Source organism: Paenibacillus sp. J22R160 (assembly GCF_059692135.1).
Map to the genome: position 1 here is coordinate 350,162 of NZ_JCAUAU010000003.1, position 20,997 is coordinate 371,158.

The following is a 20,997-nucleotide window of genomic DNA, read 5'->3' on the forward strand; positions in this document are numbered from 1 at the left end:
AGTTTTCATAAGAAACACCTACTCCAGCTTTTTGGGCAACGCCGGCATTGCCATGATCATCTTGGTGCCCTGCTCAAGCTTGCTTTCAATTCGCAGTCCATACTGCTCACCATAAACCATCTGAATTCTCCGATGGACGTTTAAAACGCCGATGCCGCCCTTTTTACCCGCTTCATCTACTTCGCCATCTGCCAGTCTATTGGTATTCAACTTCTCTTGGAGCTGCCCAAGCTTCGCTTCTGACATCCCAGAGCCGTTATCCTCCACACTGATCCAAAAGATGCCACCCTTAACCCCGCCATCGATCCGGATAACATGATAATCCTCCAGGCCGTCCGGGAAGGCATGTTGAAAGACATTTTCAACCAGCGGCTGCAGCGTCAAACGAACCATGACATGAAGCAAATATTCAGGCTTAATCGCCACATCAATCTCGAACTCCCGGCCTATGCGATGCCTTAATACGACCAAATAATACATGACGTGCTTCAACTCATTCGCTACCGTTATTTCCTCTAGATTCGTCTGAACGGAGTAGCGCAGCATGTAAGCCAACGCCTTCACAATTTCAGAAATCTCCTCGGAGTCTTGAATGGTCGCGTAGCAAACGATAGTCTCCAGTGTGTTGTACATAAAATGCGGATTAATCTGCAGCTGCAATGACTGAAATTCCGCCTTCTGGCGTTCCATCCGAATTTCGGAATTGCTTAATTCCACTTGCACGACGCGGTCTACGGCTTCAGAAAGCCGCTTGACCATCAAATTATAGCGGACCATCAGCTCAACAATTTCATCGCGGTGAGGAGGGAGCGGAATCGTCGCCCAATTCCCTTTTTCCGTCTCCCGCATGCCGGATTTGAGCGTTTGAACGGGTTTGGCAATCGATTTGCCGAATCTGTAGGCGAGCAGCATCGCCAAAATCAAAGTGAACAGACCGACGACCAGCGTTGTCGAGCGGATGTTGGAGAGCGGTTTGCGCAGCTCACGAACCGGCATGGACACAACAAGCTGCCAATCGGATGACTCCGATTTGCGGCTTACATACATGCGCTCATCGCCTTCATAGGCGTCGGTGAAGGAATGCGAACCGGCTTGATTCAGCTTTTCAGAAAAAGCCTTCGGAACGGTCGTGCCGACTTTTAACCCATCCGGGTGATAAATGTAACGCCCTTTATCATCGATGATAAACAGGTACCCATACTTCCCCAAATCAATGCCTTTCCATAAGGCGGATAGATCGGCAGAACGCATCTCAATCGCAAGTAAGCCGGACAATTCCGGTGACGTGTAGCCGCGAATACGGCGGACGATCGTTAGCATTTGGTTCTCTTGCCCTTCGATGATCGTGTGATTCAAGATGCTTAATTGTCCGTCAGCCGTCGTATTCGCGAGAAAATAATCGCGCTGCTTTTGGATGTCTTCGGCATTGAAGGATTGCTCATTCACATTATTATAATAGTAAACCGCGTTCTTCTTATCACTGATCAGATAGACAGAAGCGAGTTTGGGATTGCGTATAAATAAAGGGTCTACACTAAATTCCCGGATTGTTTTCCGGTACAAATAGTAGTCATATTCTTCCCTTGTGGTAGGCAGATCAATGAACTCCATAATCTGTCTATTTGTTAACAACGAGATAATCGAGCGTTCGTAGTCCTGGAGATACAGATCGGTATGGTGAACAGCGTTGCCGGCAATTTGATTCATTTGATTTTCTACCATCTCTTCCAGTTCTCCAGAAGTAATGATATAGGAGAAGATACCTACACAGCTGAGCGAAAGGATAATAACAATCAGGAAATACGCGAATATTTTCTTCGTGAAACCTCTTATCTTCATCTGATACCTAAACTGGCGCGGTATTCCGTCGGGGAAACGCCGACAATTTTCTTAAAGGTTTTTGTAAAATGGGGGTAATCGTCATACCCTACATCCGCTGCAACATCAACGATTCGAACGTGTGGTGCGGACAGCATTTCCTTCGCCTTCGCCATTCGTTTGTTAATCCGGTATTGGACAAAGGTCTCTTGCGTGATCTTTTTGAAAAGCGAGCTGAAATACGTCGGCGTTAATCCAACCATAGCAGCGACTTGATCCAAAGATATATCCTCTGACAACCGGCTGTCGATATACGCCTTGGCTTCTTCCATCGGATCTTTGAAATGACCGCTGCGGACTGCGTGCAGCCCGCTGATCATGTTCATAAGACCTTTCTCGAACGCGTCTAGCGCTTCTTTGACACTATCTGCCTGCAGATGAGCAGGAACGGATGCCGGCGAGTAATGGCGCGCTTGAAAGCGTTTCACAAGAAGCGCATTACAATCATCCAGCAGCTCCTTCAGCTGGGCTAGCGAGATATTCGCCGATAGGCAGTATTCACGCCAGCCTGTGATGAGGTTCCTGAATTCCTCCATTTGCAACGCCCATATTTGCTGTTCCATCTGATCGATCCACTCGATATAACGTGATGGCGATAAATAACCGTGTTTCGGTTTTTTGATCAGCTGATCCAACATGTCATGGACATCGCTTTTGGTAGCCGGCTTCAATAAATAGTGCCTGACACCGTAATTCATGCTCTTTTGTGCATATTCAAAGTCATTGTAACCGGATATGACAACGGTTTTAATATGAGGAAACTCCTCATGAATAATTTTGCATAATTCCAGTCCGTCCATTTTGGGCATGCGAACATCCGTCAACACCAGATCAGGCTCTGACGCCCGAATTTGCTCCAAAGCAGCCTCGCCGTTCTCGGCTGTCTGAATTTTGGAGAAAGCGGGGGTGTACAGCTCCGCCATCTTGACCATCCCTCTGCGAATAACAGGTTCATCGTCTACGATCAATACATGCATGTCCAGACCTCCTCATGCTATCTGCGCTGCTAATCCAAATATGATAACCTACTACTGCTCGTTCATCAACAAACGCGTTTGTGCGAACCGCCAAGTGACCCCGACATAGGATGACGATTGATCGTTATCTCCCGTCCATGCACCGGTATAATTACCATCTTGATCAACCGTGACAGCTATATTGAACCAACTGCGCTTGCCTTGCTCGTAATCAAAGGTTTCGCCATCATCATCATAAAGCCTTGCTGTGCCTGGTTCGGTGCCAAAATGCACCAATTCAATCCCTGTAGGCGTCCCAGGTGCCGGAACATGCGGAAGTGCAGCCATCATAGGAAGGATGGAGCCGCTTTTTACAAAAACAGGAATATGCTCAAAGCCCGCTTGCACCCGGATCACACAGCCGCCGGTATACCGCTCTCCAGTCTCCAAGCCGTACCAAATACCAGCAGGCAGAAGCACCTCACGCTCTGTTTCCCCCTCAACCAAAGGAGCTACAAGCAGCGCATCACCGACCATGTACTGGTCGTCCCACTCTCTTGCCTTTTTCTTGCCGTACGCGGCATCCGTCGTATTCAAAAGTTGCTGCTCATCTGTGGCTAATTTGGCTTCCGCAGCGGCAATTTCAGCTGGCGTCATAACAAACGGCATCGCCTGAAAAGGCGGAATTCCTTGCTCGCGGTAAACGGCAAAAGCTGTATACAAATACGGCAGAAGCTTCATCCGCAGCTTGATATAATGCCGTACTGTACCCTCTACCTCTGGGAAGGACCAAGGTTTTGTCCCGTCTCCCCACGCGTTCAGCATGGCCATCGGCGAGAAACATACGGTTTGCATCCGCCGGACCCAATCTTCGGCATTTCTCGCCCTGCGAACCTCCGGTGTCCACAGCAGGCCGCTGAAGGAAGAGCTGCAAATGCCGCGAATAAACTGCTTATGGTCATATAAATCCGAGTACAGGACATAAGGCATCGTGGAAGCAGCGCCACCCGAGGCTCTAACCAGTCCGTACGTTCGTCGGTTTTGTTTTCGGAATAGATCGGCCGTCATTTTTTGGAACATTAACCCATACATCTGCCTCATCTGCTCGCCGTCCAAGCCGGATGGGAACTGGGCATGTGCCGGGAACATCCAGGAATTGTTCGTCAATTCACTGCCATCGCATTCATCCAGCTTGTACCCCGATACTCCGATATTGACGTGCTGCTTCTCATGCTGTTTCTTATAAAGCTCAGCTGCCTCTGGCAAAGAGTAATCCGGCGCAAGCCCGCCCCACACGGTATGGGTCCCTGAAAGCGGCTGCAAATCTACATACAATTCGCTCTCAGGCGAAACGTAAGGATGCTCCCAAAGGTTCACACGGAAGCCCTTTTGCGCCAGTTCATTTACAAAGCTGGCGGGCTCAGGGAATCGGTTTTTTTCCCATTCATAACTGACAGGGTAGCTGTGACTGTGCCAGCCAGGTTCCAGTCCGATGACATCACATGGGAAATCGTGAAGACGGAATTGTTCGGCTTCTTCAAGCACTTGCTGATCGCTGTATAGCGTCGGAACGCGGTGCCAGAAACCAAGTCCCCACTTCGGAGGCAAGACGCCTCCCCCGCACATTAAATTGTATCTAGCAACTACTTCTGAAAGAGTTGGTCCGCCAAACAAATAGACGACTGCGCCTTCGGCCGGAATCTGGATTTCCACCCGAGAAGCCACCGGCGTTGCCTTCCAGCCCTTATCCGTATTGCGATCACGAATCTCTTCCTGCTGCGTATCCTCTTGTTTCAAAGTTGAGCCGCAATACATCGTTACGATGCGTGAAGTATCCACCCAGACACCATACCCTTGATCGCTCACATAAAAAGGGACAGGAGCATGCGTTTCCCCCGTATCCTGCTTAGGATCGCTGTTTACACGCAAATAACGGGTTCTTCCCCGTATATTCATTCGCAGCAGCTGCAGGCCCGTCCCATACAGCTTCTCGGTTGGGTTCAGCGGAAAGGACAGAATGAAGTTCCCTCCTGCTTCCTCAAGCTTGATATGATCCCAGGCAAAAGGCGGCTTTACCTGCGGCATTTGCTGCAAAACCTCATCCTTAGGTGTTACCCCCATCCAAGTTAGCGGGGTGATCCCCTGAGGCTCTTTGATTGTCAAACGCCATATGCCTGGCGCTGCTTGTTCCCATTTTGTGATCAGCATGTTCGAATCTCCTTTCATCTATAATGTTGGAACCAGAATGGCGTACGTCTGTCCATTACTGCTAGACAACTTTGCATAATGAACAAGCGCCTGCGTTTTCAGATAATCTCTGCCGCTTGTCTCCGACTCTCGTCCTTCTCGCAGCGAAGCCAGGAACTCAGCAAGTGTATCCGTAACATCAATACCGCTGTAATCTTCTATCACCTGAACCTCGCCATCCCGGATGACGCGAATCTCCTTATCGATGTATTCAATCGCTCCCTCCGTACCTTCCAATCGCCAGTTCCCGCTCCACGGCGTCTCTGTTCCTCTAGCCGAGATGGAGGCGTTATACGAAGCCGTAATACCGTTATCCATCTCTAAGAACGCATAAGCATTAATAATGGCGCCGTCTTGCTCCCACGCATTGATCGGATTATACAGCTTCGCCTGCACCGTGTTGCCTTCTCTTCCGCTAAAATAACGAAATAAATCAAAGTGGTGAACACCAATGTCATCCAGAATGCTGACCGTGTATCTTCTTTGGACATTGTGATATCTGTAAAACTGTACATCCATAGAGGACAAGCTGCCGATAACGCCCTCGTCCAGAAGCTGTTTCATTTTGCGTATATGCGGCATCCTGCGGTAATTTTCTGCGATCATGAAAGGCAGCTTTTCTCGCTCCGCGCGAGCCACAACCTCAATGGATTCCTCATAATTAAAGGAAATCGGCTTTTCACATAAAACCGCCAGTTTACGGTCAAATGCTGCATGATTCACCACGGTGTGCACCATTGGAGAAGTTACATTGACAAGAAAGTCCGCCTCTTCCTGCTGCAAGGCTTCCTCTAATGATGTGTAGAAGGGAAAGGGCTCATTCTGCATTTTCTCTTTCATCGCTGCATCCACTTCAACAACGGCTGCCAATAAACCTTGATCTCGCAGACGCTTATACCAGCTGAATCCTGCCGAGCCTAAACCAACCAATATCGCTTTCACACACAACACACCTCTCCATCGTTTCGTTGCCTTCATTATAGAAATTAATCCGGCACTCAGAAAGGATAAAATTAAGATCGTATGTCATTTTTTACGATTTGTGCTAATAAAAAAAGACTGTCCCTAGTCAACACTCGCTTAGGACAGTCTCTGTTTAATAAATCAATTAGTGCTTTTAACTTTCGAATATACAACTACTGCAATACCTGCCACTAGCATTATCAAGCCGAAGTAAAATGTATAATTCGTTATATTCCAAAAATATTTAGGAATATTGAGTAGAATTGCTTCTTTATCCATGGCATGTGTCTTGTTAAATACCGCTGAAAATAGAATTATCTTTTCTAATCCAGCTAGTCCTATTAAGAAAGATCCGGAAGCGATTAGTACCCATCTCAATGCCTGAATCATTATCATACCTCCTTTTTTGAAAAAAAGATCTACACAAACTTTATTGTGTAAACCTTTTCCTTATTAGTTACATTTTACATTTATTAATATGGGTATTCAACCGCATAAATACCATTTGCTTCACCGCTCGACAATTTATCTGGTCCGTTAGCATATACCATACCACTCGTTGTCGAACCACTATACCAACCATTTGTGTAATAGTTTACGGTTACTATACCTCGAGTGTAATTAATCCAAGGTCTAAATGACATATAACCAGTTTTCCCTGGATCTATTGGTAATGTGTAAGAGGTTGAAGTGGCCAATTGATATTGGAATTGATAAGAGGCGCCAATACGGATATATTCTTTCCAGCCACTTTCAACATTTGTAGAAAAAGAGTGAGAAATCGTCTTCTGGTTCGTAGATTGAATTGTACAAGCGGTTGACCCTGCTGGACACTGCACCCAAGCTGAAACTTGAACTTTAGTTCCTGTTGCCTGCCAACCTAGATCTTCATCGTAGGAAGGAATTGTGATAAGCGCAGCTGCTGCTGATAAGTCCTTAGTTCGTAAATCTTCTGTTCCATTTAAAGGTTTCATTGCTTTTTCTTTCTCAATTTTGTCCTGAATCAAATCGGATTCTTCAAGGATATTCTTATAATTTTGTAAAGTTAGTTTAGTACCATCCGATAAAACAGGGCTAGATATGTAAACCTTATCAACTGAGTCACGAATGACCTCTTTCTCATCTACTGTTACGATTGAATATCTTTCGTTCAACTTATTTTGAGCAAAAGCACTTCCATTTGTTACAGATAAACCCAAAACGTATACGAGAGCCAATACTCCACCAGTTTTTAAAAGAGAGCGAGAAAAAACATTCATAAAATAATTCCTCCTAATTTTTTTAAGATAAGTTCTGATTACGCAGATAAAACCAAAGTATAAATAATTCCTTCTAAATAAACATTTGGAACACCTCCTAATAATTAACAAATTTATGTTTCTATTGTTTAGACATCAATAATAAAAAAAGTTCCGTTTTTTGGAAATTATTTTTCGTGTATACACATTTAAAAATATTGATAGATCTGGATAATCATTTACAAAAGCATTGTTGTATATCAGGTCAGGCTCATCCAAAAATTCGAAAATGCATAATTTCCTAAACAATAAAAAAGTATCCATCAGCAAACAGCTCTGCTGATGGATACTTCTCCGGCTATTTATTTAATATCAATCATAATCGCGCCTTGCTTCTTGTTCCAACGATCCGTCGCTTCTTTAATAATTTCGTTACCGCCTTTGGACTTGTACTCTTCGATGACTTTTGGCCAATCGGTGATAGGTTCTTTGCCGTAAATCATTTTAATCATATGATCAACGATGATTTTGGGACCTACATCCGGTTGCGGCGCCGCAAGATCCGGGAATTTCGAGAATGTGCTCAAATCCGGATAGAAGCCAATACCAGGCAGCCCTTCCTTCGTTAACACCTCATCAAATGCTTTCAAAGTGGCTTTGCCATCCTCGTTGAGCAGCAGTCTTGGTTTGTTGTAGGTGGAGTCATGCACCGCCCACATCGTTCCGCTGCGGAAGCCTTCTTCGTCCGTCTCTTCCTTGGTCGTCGGGAACTTATAGTTGATGTTGCCGCTGGCGTCCTTGGTGTACGTATCTCCTTCAATTCCGAAAGTGAAGAAAGTTTCAGCTTCTGGCGTAATCATCCAATCGAAGAATTTAATAATATCTACGGCTGTTTCTTGCTTCACATTTTTGTTAATGAAGAAGGTTCGAATGACTGGCGCGTAATAGAAGTATCCGCCTTTCCCTTCTGGTCCTTTTGGCGAGCCTACGATTTCAACCTTGGATCCAGGAACGGCTTGTTGAATTTTCGTACGGTAACCCGGTAAGCCTGAAGCGTTCTGCGACCAAATGCCGGCTTTGCCTGACTCAATATTTTTGGAGAAATCCGTGGAGGAAATCGTAGCGAATTCCTTAGGAATCAAACCTTCATCGTACATCGTTTTATACGTAGTAAGCGCTTTTTGCACATTTTCTACATCGAAAAATTTCGGAACAACCTGACCGTTCACCAGTTCAAATTGATCTTTGTAAGGCAGCACATCGAACGCGCCCAAAATAACGTCCGCATACTTGAAGTTCTCCCTCATTTGATACGGATTCTCGACGCCCAGCTTCTTGAACGCCCGCAGCACATTCAGGAATTCATCCACGGTTTTCGGCGCTTGAAGGCCTGCCTTCTCCAGCAGATCCGTCCGAATGTAGGTCGAACGACGGGATGGATTGCTCAAAAATTCAGGCACACCATAAATTTTACCTTCATACGAAACGCTGTCCCAAGCTGCTTTCGGAATCGATTTCATCAAATTCGGAGCGTACTGTTTCAGCAGATCGTCCAGCGGCATGAAGACACCGTTCTCAACGGAACCGGACATCGATTTACTGCCGGGACCGCCAATACTGCCGACTACATCCGGGATGTCGTTACTTGCGAACATGACGCCGAATTTGGCATCCTCCATCACCTTGACGTCGAGATCCGTGTTGGTTAGCTGCTCAAGCTTCAATACCCATTTGTCCTTGTTCAGATCCGGTACGCGAGTATGATAGCCTGTACTTACAGTCGTCGGGAACAGGATAGAGAATTTCGCCGGTCCTTTCTTTGAATCTGCAGACGGCTGCGACGATGCTTTTTCCGCTACTTTTCCATCCGTTGAACAGGCGGTGAGTGCGGATGCTGCCATGATGACAGCGAGAGTGAGACTGATCGTTTTTTTCATATGACCCCTTCTTTCCAGCTTTTTTGCAAGCGGTTTCACTGCTCAGTGTTATCATAACGACTGCTTATAATTTTCTGAATGTATAAATTTAAGGAGCTATGTCATTTTATACGATTGCCCAGCGGTCATCACAATTTCTTTCCAAGGAAAAGGACACCCTTTTTATTTTGATAACGATCCGTTGCTTCTTTAATAATCTCATTGCCGCCTTTGGTCTTATACTCCTCAATCACCTTCGGCCAGTCAGCAATCGGCTCTTTGCCGTATATCATTTTGATCATATGATCCATAATGATTTTCGGGGCTGCATCTGATCCCGGTGAAGCAGCATCGGGGTATTTGCTATTCGCTTCCAAATCCGGAGCAAAGCCAATACCAGATAACCCTTCATGAGCAAGAACGTTATCAAAAGCATTCAAAATATACGGACCATTCGGATCTGTTTCCATTTTCAAACGGTTAACCGTGCTTTCATGCGCGGAGTGCAAGGTACCTCTATGGTCCTGCTCTTCCTGTTCTTCTTTATTGGTCGGTTCTTTATACTTGATTTTACCATCCACCATCGTGTACGTATCGCCTTCGATTCCGAAAGTGAAGAACTTATAAGCTTCGTCTGACGACATCCAATCGAAATATTTCACGATGTCCGCTGCCGTCTCAGGCTTCACATTTTTGTTAATATAGTGCGCACTTGTGACCGGTAAATACATGAGATAACCGCTTTTGCCATCCGGGCCCTTTGGTGAAGATATGACATCGACCTTCGCCCCCTTCACGGCGTTCGGAATATTCGTCCGGAAATCATTTAAGCTGACCAAGTTGGAAGACCATATCCCTACCTCGCCGGCACGAATATTTTTCAACCAATCCGTCGATGATGTCGTCGCGAATTCCTTCGCCATCAGTCCTTCATCATACATGGTTTTATAGACGGTTAACGCTTTCGTCATATTTTCCACATCGAAAAACTTCGGTACAACTTGACCATTTACCAATTCAAACTGCTCTTTATAAGGAAGCACGTCGAATGCGCCGAGGATCGTATCGGCATATTTTAACGTTTCACGCCCGCCGTACGGGTACTTAACGCCCATCTCTTTAAACTTACGGAGCACATTCACAAATTCTTCAACCGTTTTCGGCGCCGGCAACCCTGCCTTCTCCAACAGATCGGTACGAATAAAGGTGGCACGCCTGGAGGGATTGTTCAACCAGTTGGGAATGCCGTAAATTTTGCCATTATACGATACAGCTTCCCAGGCTTCCTTGGGTACCATTTTCATCAAATTGGGAGCATTCTGTTTCAGCAAGTCATCCAGGGGCATGAACATGCCCGCTTCTACGGAGCCTGACATTGCTTTATCTGTCGCTGTCCCCAAGCTTCCGACGACATCGGGAACGTCATTGCTTGCGAACATAAGGCCCATTTTGCTTACTTCCGTTACTTTCAGCGTGAGGTCGGTATTCGTCAGTTCTTCTAGCTTTTTCACCCATTTGTCATTGTTAATATCGACACGGGTATGGTAGCCGGTATTGGTCGTCGTGGGATAAGAAATAGAAAATTTCGTTGGCGATTTCTTTGCCTCCGGTGTCGCCGTAGACGTTGCGGTTTGCTGCGGTTCAGTAGTTCCTGTGGAGCATCCGACTATAGTGCCGGCAGACAGTGCTGCGGCTAGCGCCACAACTGCTATTTTTTTCAATGGAATCCCTTCTTTCTAATCGAAAATTAGATGCGTTTCCATGCGGTTAAGACTTGACAGAGCCTACCATCATACCTTGAATAAAGTGCTTTTGCAGGAACGGATAGACAAGAAGAATGGGAATCGTTGCGACAACAATAACGGCCATTTTAATCCCTTCGGGTGAAAGAAAGAGCATTAATTCGGATGATACATCCGATTGGCCGAACTGATCCGTGAATACAATTTCTCGTAAGCGTACCTGCAGGGGAATCCAATTTCGGTGATCAATATAAAAGACGGCTTCGGCATAACGATTCCAGTGACCAACAGCGTACATGATACCCATGGTCGCCATAGCGGGCTTGGAAAGCGGGAGTACAATGTTCCACAAGATCCGGAATTCCCCGCATCCGTCCATTCTGCCTGAATCCAGCAGTTCAACCGGTAAGTTCAGGAAGAATGATCGCATAACAAATAGATTGAAAGCACTAATCGCCATCGGAAGCATTAAAGCCCAGAGTGTATTTAGCAAACCTAGCTGCTTCACCAGCAAATAATTAGGAATAAGCGGTGCGCTGAAAATTAGTGTAAACAGGATCATGATTAGAATCGATTTACGGAACAAATATTCAGGTCTGGATAACGGATAAGCCAGCGTTGTTGTCATAAACAAATTGATCAATGTTCCGAATACGGTAATAATGACGCTGTTCCGGAACCCTAACCAGATCGTCGGATCTTGCAGAATAAGCTTATAACTTCCCAGTGTAAAGCCAACCGGCCACAGGGAGACCTGCCCAGCGTTAATCGCGACGTTATTGCTCAAGGATTGCGCAATAATATGGATCAGGGGGAGCACCATACTTAGTCCGAGAGCTCCCAACAGAATAATATTAAAAAAATTAAAAATTTTATGTCCTCTTGTCATAATCATAGCGAGTTACCTCCTTTCGTATCTGTGGCATTAATACAAGCCTTCACCCGTAACTTTTTTACTGAATGTATTACTGAACATAATTAAGGCTAAGCCGACAACGGATTTGAACAGCCCAATAGCTGTTGTGTAGCTGTACTGACGGTCGACAAGTCCTGCACGGTATACAAACGTATCAATAATTTCCCCATTTTCATTGTTGAGCGGGTTAAGGAATACAAAGACGCGTTCGAAGCCAAAGTCGAGAAAGTTTCCAATTTGGAGCAAGAATAGAATAACAATGGTCGGTAAAATCGTTGGAATCGTAATGGAGAACACTTGCCGGAACCGGCTTGCACCATCGATTTGGGCGGCTTCGTATAGATCAGGGTTAATGCCCGCAATCGCTGCCAAATAGATGATCGTCCCCCAACCGCTGTCTTTCCAGATGCCTGAGCTGATAAGAATCGTCCGGATATATTCATTTTCCCCTAGAAAGTAAATGGGATCGACGCCGAATAAGCCGAGAAGATGGTTGACGATTCCAGTTGATGGGGATAGTACCCCTACAACAACCCCGCCTACGATGACCCATGAGAGGAAATGCGGCATATAGACCACGGTTTGAACGATTCTTTTGTAAGTCAGAATTCGTAATTCATTGATCAACAAGGCCAATATAATGGGAACCGGAAAGGCGAAGACCAAATCATAGACCCCGATCAGAATCGTATTTTTCAAAATCTGCAGAAATTCTGTATATTGGAACATTCGCTGGAAATTTTCCAGACCGACCCACGGACTCCCTTTAATGCCTTTGAATATGTTGTAGTTTTGAAAAGCAATGACTGAACCGAATAAGGGGACATATTTAAAAAGCAAGAAATAAATAATACCCGGTAATGAAATCACATAAATCGGCCAATGTTTTCGCATAAAAGCCCACTTCTGACTCTGCGATGAGAAATTGTAAATTGTTCGATCGGATGGCTGAATTTTACTGGCCATGTTCTCCTCCCCTTCATGCCTACTGCATTTAATGTACTTCTTTATCTTACAAGGGTTGGCAGTACCTAGCGATGGCGAAACTTATAGCGCTTTGTGTTTTTTTACGATTGATAGGCGAACAATCAAGACTCCATGCCGTACCGTTTCGCTGCACTTCGATACAGCCAATCTTCCGCAATCTGAATCGCCGTCAACTGGTCAATCCAGCCCGCTTCGATTTGATGCCAGAGGAACTCGCTCACTAGCCGCTTGATTACGATAATTTTGCCATAGCTCCACTCTATGCAGCGCGCATCGGACACAATCAGCGAGCTCTTGATGGCAGGAAGAGCTTCCAGCCTGTACTGCATGCTGTCACGGTATGTGCTTGCCCGGAAGTTAAACCACCAATGCCCGCCGACATGCACATTGGGGAAATTCCAGGCCGCCTGCACGATATCCAAGTTATTCAGCTCCGATGCTACGACAAGCTCAAACGGACAGGCATACGCTTCAAACAATGCGGACAACTTTAAAATACGTGCCGGATCATTTACCGGTACGGCCGTTCCACACCAGGAGCGTTCTACGCCGAGAAATAGCTGCACAAGCAGCCCCCTCTGCTCAGCTGCTGCTCCGATTTCGTGCAATAGCATCATCAGGATCTCATCTTTGGTGCTGTCCTGCCCGATGACGACTTTATGATTGGCGCTGACATTATAGCTCGGCAGCGTTGTCATAATCCCTTTGACGCCATCCTCTTTGTACACATCCAACAATTGCCCCAGCTTCACACGTGTTTCCGCGAATGCTGCAGCACGGTCACTCGACGCTTCGATGTCCTTAACCCATGCCCCCAATTTCCCATCAATCCGTGGGATCAGAATGGCATTGTGCTCCATGCCTTGAAACTCGGCATGCTCCGGTATATTCACGACGAAACGTCGCGCTTGCATACGGTTGGCTACCTCTTGCGCCCAGTCAACCTTTTGGACAGACTGCTTGACGGCGCGATCAGCTTCCAGAACGGAAGCCTTATCGCTGATCGTTATGCCATAAAGGTCTTTTAAAATATGCGTAAACGCTATGTTCATCAAGGTGTTTCTGGTTGCCTTGTACGCATCTAAGAACGCAGGAATTCGCAAATCCTCCGGGAGCTCCATGGCATTTGCCGGATAACCTGCTGCCTGCATTTCGCGAAACAGCCAGAAGTAATGGGCAATTTCCCAAAAATCTCTAGCAGCGAGACGATCCCCCACTAGGTGGGTGTGAGTATCCAAAACCGGTTGCTGCAAAATATGCTTCGTGAACGCTTCCTTACTAAGTTGTATCCCTATGCTCATTTCCATTTCCTCCTCCTGTTACTACGAAATTCGAATGAATCACCCTGCAAGAATTTGATCAATTAAAGCCAATTCGTCCTCTGTAAAATGAAGCTGATTCAAAGCTGCCACATTATCATCCAATTGCTTCACTTTACTTGCCCCGATCAAAGCGGAAGTTACATGCCCTTTGCGAAGAACCCATGCCAAGGCCATTTGGGCCAGACTTTGTCCCCGCTCCTGCGCCATAGCATTCAGTCGTCGTGATATCGCAATTTTCTCTTCCGTTATGTCTTCAGGCCGCAGAAACACACTGCCTCCAGCTGCACGTGAGTCTGCCGGGATGTTCTCCAAATAACGGTCGGTGAGCAGCCCCCTGGCTAACGGACTGTAAGCGATCGAGCCAATGCCCTCTTGAGCCAGCACTTCCTGCAAGCCTTGTTCTAGCCTTCTTTCGAACATGGAATAATGCACTTGGTGGATCACGAACGGTGTCCCCAGTCTTTTCAAAATACCCGCTGCCTTCTCCGTTTGTTCTGCATTATAGTTGGACACGCCTACATACAACGCTTTCCCCTGGCGTACAGCTTGATCCAAAGCGCTCATTGTTTCTTCAAGCGGCGTTTCAGCATCAAAACGATGTGAATAAAAGATGTCGACATAATCTAAGCCTAACCGTTTCAGGCTCTGATCCAAACTGGCGAGCATGCTTTTCCGAGAGCCACGCTCTCCATACGGGCCATCCCACATGCGATAGCCTGCCTTCGTGGCGATAATCATCTCATCGCGGTAAGGAAGAAGATCCTTCTTCATAATCTGCCCAAAAGTTTCTTCCGCAGACCCTGTCGGCGGCCCGTAATTATTCGCAAGGTCAAAATGCGTAATACCCAAATCAAAGGCGTGACGCGCCAAAGCCCTGCTGTTCTCGAAGGTATCTACCCCGCCAAAGTTATGCCATAAACCGAGCGAGATCGGCGGCAGTTTAAGACCGCTTAATCCCGTCCGATGATAGGCCATTTTTGTATATCGTTGTTCATCAGCCAAATAGTTCATGAAAGAAACCTCCTAATAGGTATGAGCTTTTTGAAGAAAGACTATGAAAGGTAGAGGGTCGCCGTGCCGGAAGCTGGAATCGCTAGCTTGTGAATACCTGCCGTAATCGGGGCGGACACTTCCTCCACAATCTCACCGGTGCACGATGTAATGACCACCTTAGCTGCCTCAACAGCTTCTGGCATCTCCAGGTAAAGTCCATCCTGCCTTCTGCCGTTCACCACAATCCACTTCGAAACAGAACTAGCCCCTGGAATGGGCACAATGCTGTCATGGTAAGCGACAACAATTCCTTTGTCCCCTTTTACGGAACGTACAAGCGGATATAACAGCTCTGGATTCATCGGTTCAATCCTGCCGTCTAGAAGCAGATCCCGGTTCTCTTTCCAAAAAGCAAGCCAATAGCCCAGCATTGACACATGCTCAGACGGCAATTTATCCAGAAGCACAGAAACTTGAGGTACGGAGAACAAGCAATTAATCAGCTGGAGTGCTGCGCTTTCCACTGGCTCCTCAGGATGCCACATGATCATATCCGCATGAGCTGCCGTATTTCCGCAAATCAATCGAATATCAAGCGTCCGTACCCGGTTCTGGATACTATCATTCGGACAATCCGAAGCACGAAACATATTGCCATACTTGCGCATAGCCGGCCCAATATACATTTGGCGGAACTCGATCATGATATCGGGTTTCAGCTCTCTCAGTCTGCCGATCGAATCCGTTAAAAGACGGTCAACAGCCGCTGGAATCGACTCATAGTCCTTCCCTTCAACCGTCGAGGGGAGCTGCAGTTCCGGCGAATAAAACGTATCGATGAAGTCCAGCTTGAATCCGTCCAAGTCCCATTCTTTCACTGCTTCTTCATATTTATGAATGATGTACTCACGGACATCGGGGTATCTCGGATCAAGCACGGCGGCGCCATGATTCTCGTTAAACCGCAGAATTTTGTCTTTGAACTGATCCCACACATGACTGTATTTACCGATAAAAGGCACAGAGTACCATAGAATAAATTTCATGCCCAGACGATGAACCGCGTCCACATGCCGCTTCATATCAGGGAATTTCCCGTCGTATGTCTCCCAATCGCCACAGTAGGCATACCCTCTGCGGTTATCCTCCGTCTGCCAACCATCATCAACGATGACGGCTTCCATCCCGAGCTTCTTGGCGATCTGACACTGCTGTTCAATCTGTTCATCCGTTACATTCTGATGCATGCTGTACCAAGTTGAGTACATCGGTTCTTTGGCAGCGGCTGGGACGAAGGCAGGGCGATATTCCGGCATTGCGCTCCACCACTCCTGCACACCTTGCAAGCTTTCGTAGTAAGGAATATCTCTCGTATCCACGAGAAGTTTGGCTTCATAGGAACGAAAAGGTGCTGTCGTCTCAGCAAACAATTGTACCCGGCAATGGAAGTCTGCTTTCTCCTCGCTGATGCCTCCCGAGTAATGAACGGTATTCAGCGCATCCGAATAAGCGAATGTAAGCCTATTGTGGCCAAGGCTGTTAAACAGCGCATAGACGGGAGCCGATGCAGCAGCGTTAGAGCGCAATGTGCGCATCCAGTCAGCTTTAAAGCTTTTATTTCGGTCTTGCGCAGGATGCCAGCTGGCCTGAATGTCACAAGCGGGATGGGACCAATTCAGCGTTAAAGCAGGGGGAACTGAAGCTTCTTCCGCATCCAAACGCAGCGTGATTAGATCCAGACCCTCCTGCAGCTTCTCGGCTAAAAGAGACACCGTGAACGGATGATCCGCTCCAGTTAACGTAAAGGTATGGGCAGCAGTCGTGATTTGCTGGTTCATACAGACCCCTCCTGCTGTTGATTCTTATGACGGTTCAAGCCCGCATGGCACCATACGGTCACAATGGGATCGTCCTCACTCGAATTGAGGTGATGATCTTCACCCGGCTCAACGATTACGATATCCCCTGTTGTAACCGGCGTATGCTCCCCGTTAATCTCCATGGTTCCCGTCCCCTGCAAAATGATGAACGCCTCACAATCCCCATGGATATGATAGTCTCTGCCATCCGGTCCATCATTGGTGTGACTGCGCTCCCCTCGTTTGGCAAATGAAAGACCGCCAGAAGATAAGTAATCGCCCGGCAAAACATCCTGCAAAATATGTCCGTTCTTTGTATCCCGCAGCTCGCTCAAACGCAGTTTCTTCATTGTTATCCCTCCATAGTCAAATGATAAAGGCGGCTTCGGAAATCGCCTTTCCAGATCGGTAAATGCAAACCAATATGCATCAAATCGTCACCGCCGAAACGGGGTACCTCCGTCTCCTCTGGAGCATCCGCATCATACAACAGATAATTGCTGCCTGCTTCCAAGCCCCTCAGGCGCAGCTTCTTAAGCGGCGCATTGGGCTCAGCCAGCACTTGAAAATAAGCGACAAGCGCTTCTTTCTGATCTTCTGACACGAACATCCAAGCGGCGTCAACACCTTCAAAAGGACTGCTCAACCGGTAAAATTGTCCGAATTGAATGAGCGGGCGCAGCTGCTTATAGAGCGCAACCTGCCGCTTTACAGCCTCCTTCTCCGCCTCCGTGAACGTGGTCAAATCCAGCTCATAGCCGAAATTGCCCGACATGGCGGCATGTCCCCGCATATCCAGCGGTGTCGAGCGATGCACTTGATGATTCGGGATCGCAGAAACATGCGCCCCCATAGCGCTGATTGGATACACAATGCTTGTTCCATATTGAATTTTTAGCCGCTCCACCGCATCCGTGTTATCACTCGTCCATGTCTGCGGCATGTAGTAGAGCATGCCCGGATCGAATCGCCCGCCGCCGCCGGAGCAGCTTTCGAACAACACGTTCGGGAAGCTGGACGTGATCCGCTCCAGCACCTCATAGAGACCAAGCATATAGCGGTGAGCCGTCTCCCGCTGCCGCTCCGGGGGGAGCTGGGCTGAACCGATTTCCGTCATATTGCGGTTCATGTCCCATTTGACATAGGCGATTGGACTGCTGGCAAGAATATCCGTAATGACGGTTACGATGTAATCCCTTACATCTTGGCGCGAATAATCCAGAATCAGCTGCTGCCTCGCCTCTGTCCTGCGCCGACCGGGCACGTGCAGACACCAGTCCGGGTGTGCGCGATACAAGTCGCTGTCGGGCGACACCATTTCCGGCTCAAACCAAAGACCGAACGCTAGCTCCTGCCGATTCACACGGCTAACCAAATCCGGCATGCCCTTAGGCAATTTATCCGCATCGACGAACCAATCTCCGAGCGAGCTTTTGTCATTGTCCCTTTTGCCGAACCAACCATCGTCAAGAACTAGAAGCTCTAAACCGAGCTCTTTTCCAACCACCGCAAGCTCTTCGATTTTATCCGCATTGAAGTTGAAATAGGTCGCTTCCCAGTTGTTGATGAGAATCGGTCTGTGACGATCTCGAAACTCCCCTCGGCATAGTCGCGTGCGGTACAGCTTATGGTAAATACGCGACATTCCGCCAATTCCTTCAGCTGAAAATACAAGAACAGCCTCAGGCGATTGGAAAGCTTGCCCCGGCTCTAACAGCCAAGAAAAGTCAAAGGCATTAATCCCCATGACAACACGGGTTGTCCCATATGGATCTACTTCTGCTTGCGCAACAAAGCTTCCGCTATATACAAGACTAAAGCCATAGGCTTCTCCTTGATCTTCATCCGCTTGCTTCGATAGGAGAGCCATAAACGGGTTCAGCGAATGGCTGCTGCTCCCTCTGCGGCTCTCAATCACAGATCCGCCCGTTGCGAGCGGGCGTCTTTCGATATGGCGCTCGCGTGCCCATGTTCCAGACAAATGGAGCATATCGAACTCGGAATGAGAGATATCGAGGCCAAAGCTCAAGGCTCTAAGCAGCTTCATTGAGCGATTTCCCGTGTTGATGTAGCGAACTGATCTGGTGACCGCATCATGATCGCGGAAAACCGTATAAGTAAGAACAGCTTGCAAGCCGATCACTGCATCCACCAAAATGATATCGAGGCTCTCTGCTTCGCTGTCCTCTTCTACATAAGTAGCCGGCAAGCCCTCCAGCTGGGGTTTTCCTGCATATATTCGATGAGACTCATAAATAAGCTCACTGACGGTCGTTCCGTCTTCCATTTGGACCTGGTAGGCGGGAACTCGAAAATCACTGCCGCCATACGCCGGAAATTCCTGCGGCAGCGTGTCGAGCGATAGTGTTAAATCGCTCGGATCCGTTGACGGCGAGAACGAGCAGCGACGCCGAATAGCAAGCAGGCCGCCAAGATTGCTTCCGCGAACCCTGCGTCCAAAGTGGACGTGGGCTAGGTATTTGGATTTAACCAACTGCATGATATAGCTAATCGACTTCCCTTGAAGATGGAAGGTTTGCGAATTCGGATCATACACAATTCCCATATCCCGCAGCTCCTTTCTTATGCATTAAATCTTTACATGTTTCCAAACCATCCGTTTAAACCTGAAATAAATGAGATTTGACCGCAGAAACTGATCGCAGGCAACCGCACTCCATAATCCGAACATGCCCCACGAAAAGATATAAACAAATAAATAACTGAGCAAAACCCGCACGCCCCAGACGCCAATCAATGTCGAGTATAAAGGAAATCTTGTATCTCCAGCTCCCCGCAGAGCTCCGCCAAGAATGAACTGTGAGATTTGCGAAATTTGGATAAAACCTACGATCCGAAGAGCCCATGCTCCTTCACGGATAATGGTGGCGTCACTGGTGTATAGCCTAAAAATATAAGGGGCAAACAAGATAAATACCGCCCCCATCACACCGGCTAAGAGCATGCCGTATTTCCGGATTTGCCATACATACTGCTCAGCAAGGTCGGGTTTGCCTACACCAAGCGTTTGGCCGACCAAGGTTGAAGCCGCTATGGCAAAAGCAGCCCCAGGCATAAACGAGATACCGATAATACTCGTCACAATTTGTGATGCAGCAACGGCAACCGTCCCGAGTCCTGCGCATATTTTGACGAACGTCATAATACCCAGGCGCATTATGAGCTGCTCCAGGCTCGAGGGGATGCCGATTTTCAACATGCGGTAAATGATGCTTTTATCCAAACGGCTTATCTCCGCCCAGCCAATCCTGACCGCAAATTTCCCGCTGAACATGACAACTATGAAGGCGATCATCGCCACAGCTTGAACCGCCAAAGCGGCGATAGCTGCTCCAGCAACTCCCATTTCCGGCATGCCTAGATGGCCGTAAATTAGCACAAACCCCAGAGATATCGACAGACACCCTGACAACACATTAATTTTCATCGGAGTCCGGGTATCTCCAGCCCCGCGCAAAATAGCGGACAAAGCGGAAGAGATGGAGGAGAATCCAATGGACAGAAACATCAGCCGGGCATAGTTCAGCCCGTAATGAACAACCTCAACGCTTGCCCCCATCATTCGGAGCATCGCCTCCGCAAATAGAGCGCCAAGTACCACGACGAGGATGGAGAGCACAGAGCCGAGCATTAGCGACTGGCCTGCAGCCCGATTCGCATCCCCCATATTGCCTGCTCCCGTGGAACGAGCAACAATGACTGTTGTTCCTGTATTTAGCGCTGCAAAAAGGACGGTCATTAACATATACGGCTGGCTCGTTAATCCTACAGCTGCAACAGCAACCGCTCCTAAATGACCCACCAGAATCATCATCACCATTTGTGTCATGTTAATGAGCAGCATCTCCGCCAAAGAGGGTCCGGCAAGCTTAAAAATAATGCGGCGGACCGCCTTGTTATCTTGCGAGTCAACCATGACGGAATCATTGTAGGCTTCTGCTGCTTTCATGGTCGGGCCG

General features: G+C 47.5%; 16 protein-coding genes. All 16 read right to left on the bottom strand.

The features are described from left to right. Nucleotides 1-18 precede the first annotated feature (18 nt). The 16 genes from AC58UW_RS08650 to AC58UW_RS08725 all read right to left on the bottom strand — a co-directional run bounded on the left by AC58UW_RS08650 (nt 19) and on the right by AC58UW_RS08725 (nt 20,987). Nucleotides 19-1,839, bottom strand: a complete 1,821-nt coding sequence (locus AC58UW_RS08650; protein WP_497420285.1) for a cache domain-containing sensor histidine kinase — start codon at nt 1,837-1,839, stop codon at nt 19-21. Beyond that, the gene (locus AC58UW_RS08655) at nt 1,836-2,855 is read right to left on the bottom strand and encodes a response regulator transcription factor (RefSeq protein ID WP_497420286.1); all 1,020 of its coding nucleotides are present in this window, start codon (nt 2,853-2,855) and stop codon (nt 1,836-1,838) included. Before AC58UW_RS08655 ends, AC58UW_RS08650 begins: the two co-directional genes overlap by 4 nt. 51 nt (nt 2,856-2,906) lie before the next feature. Beyond that, nucleotides 2,907-5,042 (bottom strand): glycoside hydrolase family 31 protein, encoded by a 2,136-nt coding sequence (locus tag AC58UW_RS08660; protein WP_497420287.1) that lies wholly within the window; start codon nt 5,040-5,042, stop codon nt 2,907-2,909. Between the two features lie 18 nt (nt 5,043-5,060). Continuing rightward, nucleotides 5,061-6,023, bottom strand: a complete 963-nt coding sequence (locus tag AC58UW_RS08665) for a Gfo/Idh/MocA family protein (protein ID WP_497420288.1) — start codon at nt 6,021-6,023, stop codon at nt 5,061-5,063. Nucleotides 6,024-6,185: 162 nt separating this feature from the next. Then, nucleotides 6,186-6,434: a hypothetical protein gene (locus AC58UW_RS08670; RefSeq protein ID WP_497420289.1), complete on the bottom strand. Its 249-nt coding sequence runs from the start codon at nt 6,432-6,434 to the stop codon at nt 6,186-6,188. Between the two features lie 83 nt (nt 6,435-6,517). Further along, nucleotides 6,518-7,303 carry a DUF6060 domain-containing protein gene (locus AC58UW_RS08675; RefSeq protein ID WP_497420290.1) on the bottom strand — a complete coding sequence of 262 codons (786 nt, stop codon included), beginning with the start codon at nt 7,301-7,303 and terminating at the stop codon, nt 6,518-6,520. 341 nt (nt 7,304-7,644) lie between these two features. Further along, entirely contained in the window at nt 7,645-9,219 is a 1,575-nt protein-coding gene (locus tag AC58UW_RS08680) for a type 2 periplasmic-binding domain-containing protein (protein WP_497420291.1), read from the bottom strand. Between the two features lie 128 nt (nt 9,220-9,347). After that, a complete protein-coding gene (locus tag AC58UW_RS08685) occupies nt 9,348-10,919 on the bottom strand; it encodes a type 2 periplasmic-binding domain-containing protein (RefSeq protein WP_497420292.1) in 1,572 nt (523 codons plus the stop codon). Between the two features lie 46 nt (nt 10,920-10,965). Then, the gene (locus tag AC58UW_RS08690) at nt 10,966-11,835 is read right to left on the bottom strand and encodes a carbohydrate ABC transporter permease (protein WP_497420293.1); all 870 of its coding nucleotides are present in this window, start codon (nt 11,833-11,835) and stop codon (nt 10,966-10,968) included. Between the two features lie 30 nt (nt 11,836-11,865). Beyond that, nucleotides 11,866-12,822, bottom strand: a complete 957-nt coding sequence (locus tag AC58UW_RS08695) for an ABC transporter permease (protein ID WP_497420294.1) — start codon at nt 12,820-12,822, stop codon at nt 11,866-11,868. A 122-nt stretch (nt 12,823-12,944) separates the two neighbouring features. Next, nucleotides 12,945-14,144 (bottom strand): glucuronate isomerase, encoded by a 1,200-nt coding sequence (locus AC58UW_RS08700; RefSeq protein ID WP_497420295.1) that lies wholly within the window; start codon nt 14,142-14,144, stop codon nt 12,945-12,947. Nucleotides 14,145-14,183: 39 nt separating this feature from the next. Next, on the bottom strand, nt 14,184-15,176 hold the full coding sequence (locus AC58UW_RS08705) for an aldo/keto reductase (RefSeq protein ID WP_497420296.1): 993 nt from the start codon (nt 15,174-15,176) through the stop codon (nt 14,184-14,186). A 41-nt stretch (nt 15,177-15,217) separates the two neighbouring features. Beyond that, entirely contained in the window at nt 15,218-16,996 is a 1,779-nt protein-coding gene (locus tag AC58UW_RS08710; protein WP_497420297.1) for a glycoside hydrolase family 36 protein, read from the bottom strand. Next, nucleotides 16,993-17,367: a cupin domain-containing protein gene (locus AC58UW_RS08715; protein ID WP_497420298.1), complete on the bottom strand. Its 375-nt coding sequence runs from the start codon at nt 17,365-17,367 to the stop codon at nt 16,993-16,995. The genes AC58UW_RS08710 and AC58UW_RS08715 overlap by 4 nt, the downstream gene beginning before the upstream one ends. A gap of 2 nt (nt 17,368-17,369) precedes the next feature. Next, nucleotides 17,370-19,583: an alpha-galactosidase gene (locus AC58UW_RS08720; protein WP_497420299.1), complete on the bottom strand. Its 2,214-nt coding sequence runs from the start codon at nt 19,581-19,583 to the stop codon at nt 17,370-17,372. A gap of 24 nt (nt 19,584-19,607) precedes the next feature. Further along, nucleotides 19,608-20,987, bottom strand: a complete 1,380-nt coding sequence (locus AC58UW_RS08725) for an MATE family efflux transporter (RefSeq protein ID WP_497420300.1) — start codon at nt 20,985-20,987, stop codon at nt 19,608-19,610. Nucleotides 20,988-20,997 lie beyond the last annotated feature (10 nt).

Bases quoted from the DNA above. Each gene is read 5' to 3' on its own strand.
- AC58UW_RS08650 (WP_497420285.1), bottom strand. From the start codon at position 1,839: ATGAAGATAAGAGGTTTCACGAAGAAAATATTCGCGTATTTCCTGATT.
- AC58UW_RS08655 (WP_497420286.1), bottom strand. From the start codon at position 2,855: ATGCATGTATTGATCGTAGACGATGAACCTGTTATTCGCAGAGGGATG.
- AC58UW_RS08660 (WP_497420287.1), bottom strand. From the start codon at position 5,042: ATGCTGATCACAAAATGGGAACAAGCAGCGCCAGGCATATGGCGTTTG.
- AC58UW_RS08670 (WP_497420289.1), bottom strand. From the start codon at position 6,434: ATGATTCAGGCATTGAGATGGGTACTAATCGCTTCCGGATCTTTCTTA.
- AC58UW_RS08675 (WP_497420290.1), bottom strand. From the start codon at position 7,303: ATGAATGTTTTTTCTCGCTCTCTTTTAAAAACTGGTGGAGTATTGGCT.
- AC58UW_RS08680 (WP_497420291.1), bottom strand. From the start codon at position 9,219: ATGAAAAAAACGATCAGTCTCACTCTCGCTGTCATCATGGCAGCATCC.
- AC58UW_RS08690 (WP_497420293.1), bottom strand. From the start codon at position 11,835: ATGATTATGACAAGAGGACATAAAATTTTTAATTTTTTTAATATTATT.
- AC58UW_RS08695 (WP_497420294.1), bottom strand. From the start codon at position 12,822: ATGGCCAGTAAAATTCAGCCATCCGATCGAACAATTTACAATTTCTCA.
- AC58UW_RS08700 (WP_497420295.1), bottom strand. From the start codon at position 14,144: ATGAGCATAGGGATACAACTTAGTAAGGAAGCGTTCACGAAGCATATT.
- AC58UW_RS08705 (WP_497420296.1), bottom strand. From the start codon at position 15,176: ATGAACTATTTGGCTGATGAACAACGATATACAAAAATGGCCTATCAT.
- AC58UW_RS08710 (WP_497420297.1), bottom strand. From the start codon at position 16,996: ATGAACCAGCAAATCACGACTGCTGCCCATACCTTTACGTTAACTGGA.
- AC58UW_RS08715 (WP_497420298.1), bottom strand. From the start codon at position 17,367: ATGAAGAAACTGCGTTTGAGCGAGCTGCGGGATACAAAGAACGGACAT.
- AC58UW_RS08720 (WP_497420299.1), bottom strand. From the start codon at position 19,583: ATGGGAATTGTGTATGATCCGAATTCGCAAACCTTCCATCTTCAAGGG.
- AC58UW_RS08725 (WP_497420300.1), bottom strand. From the start codon at position 20,987: ATGAAAGCAGCAGAAGCCTACAATGATTCCGTCATGGTTGACTCGCAA.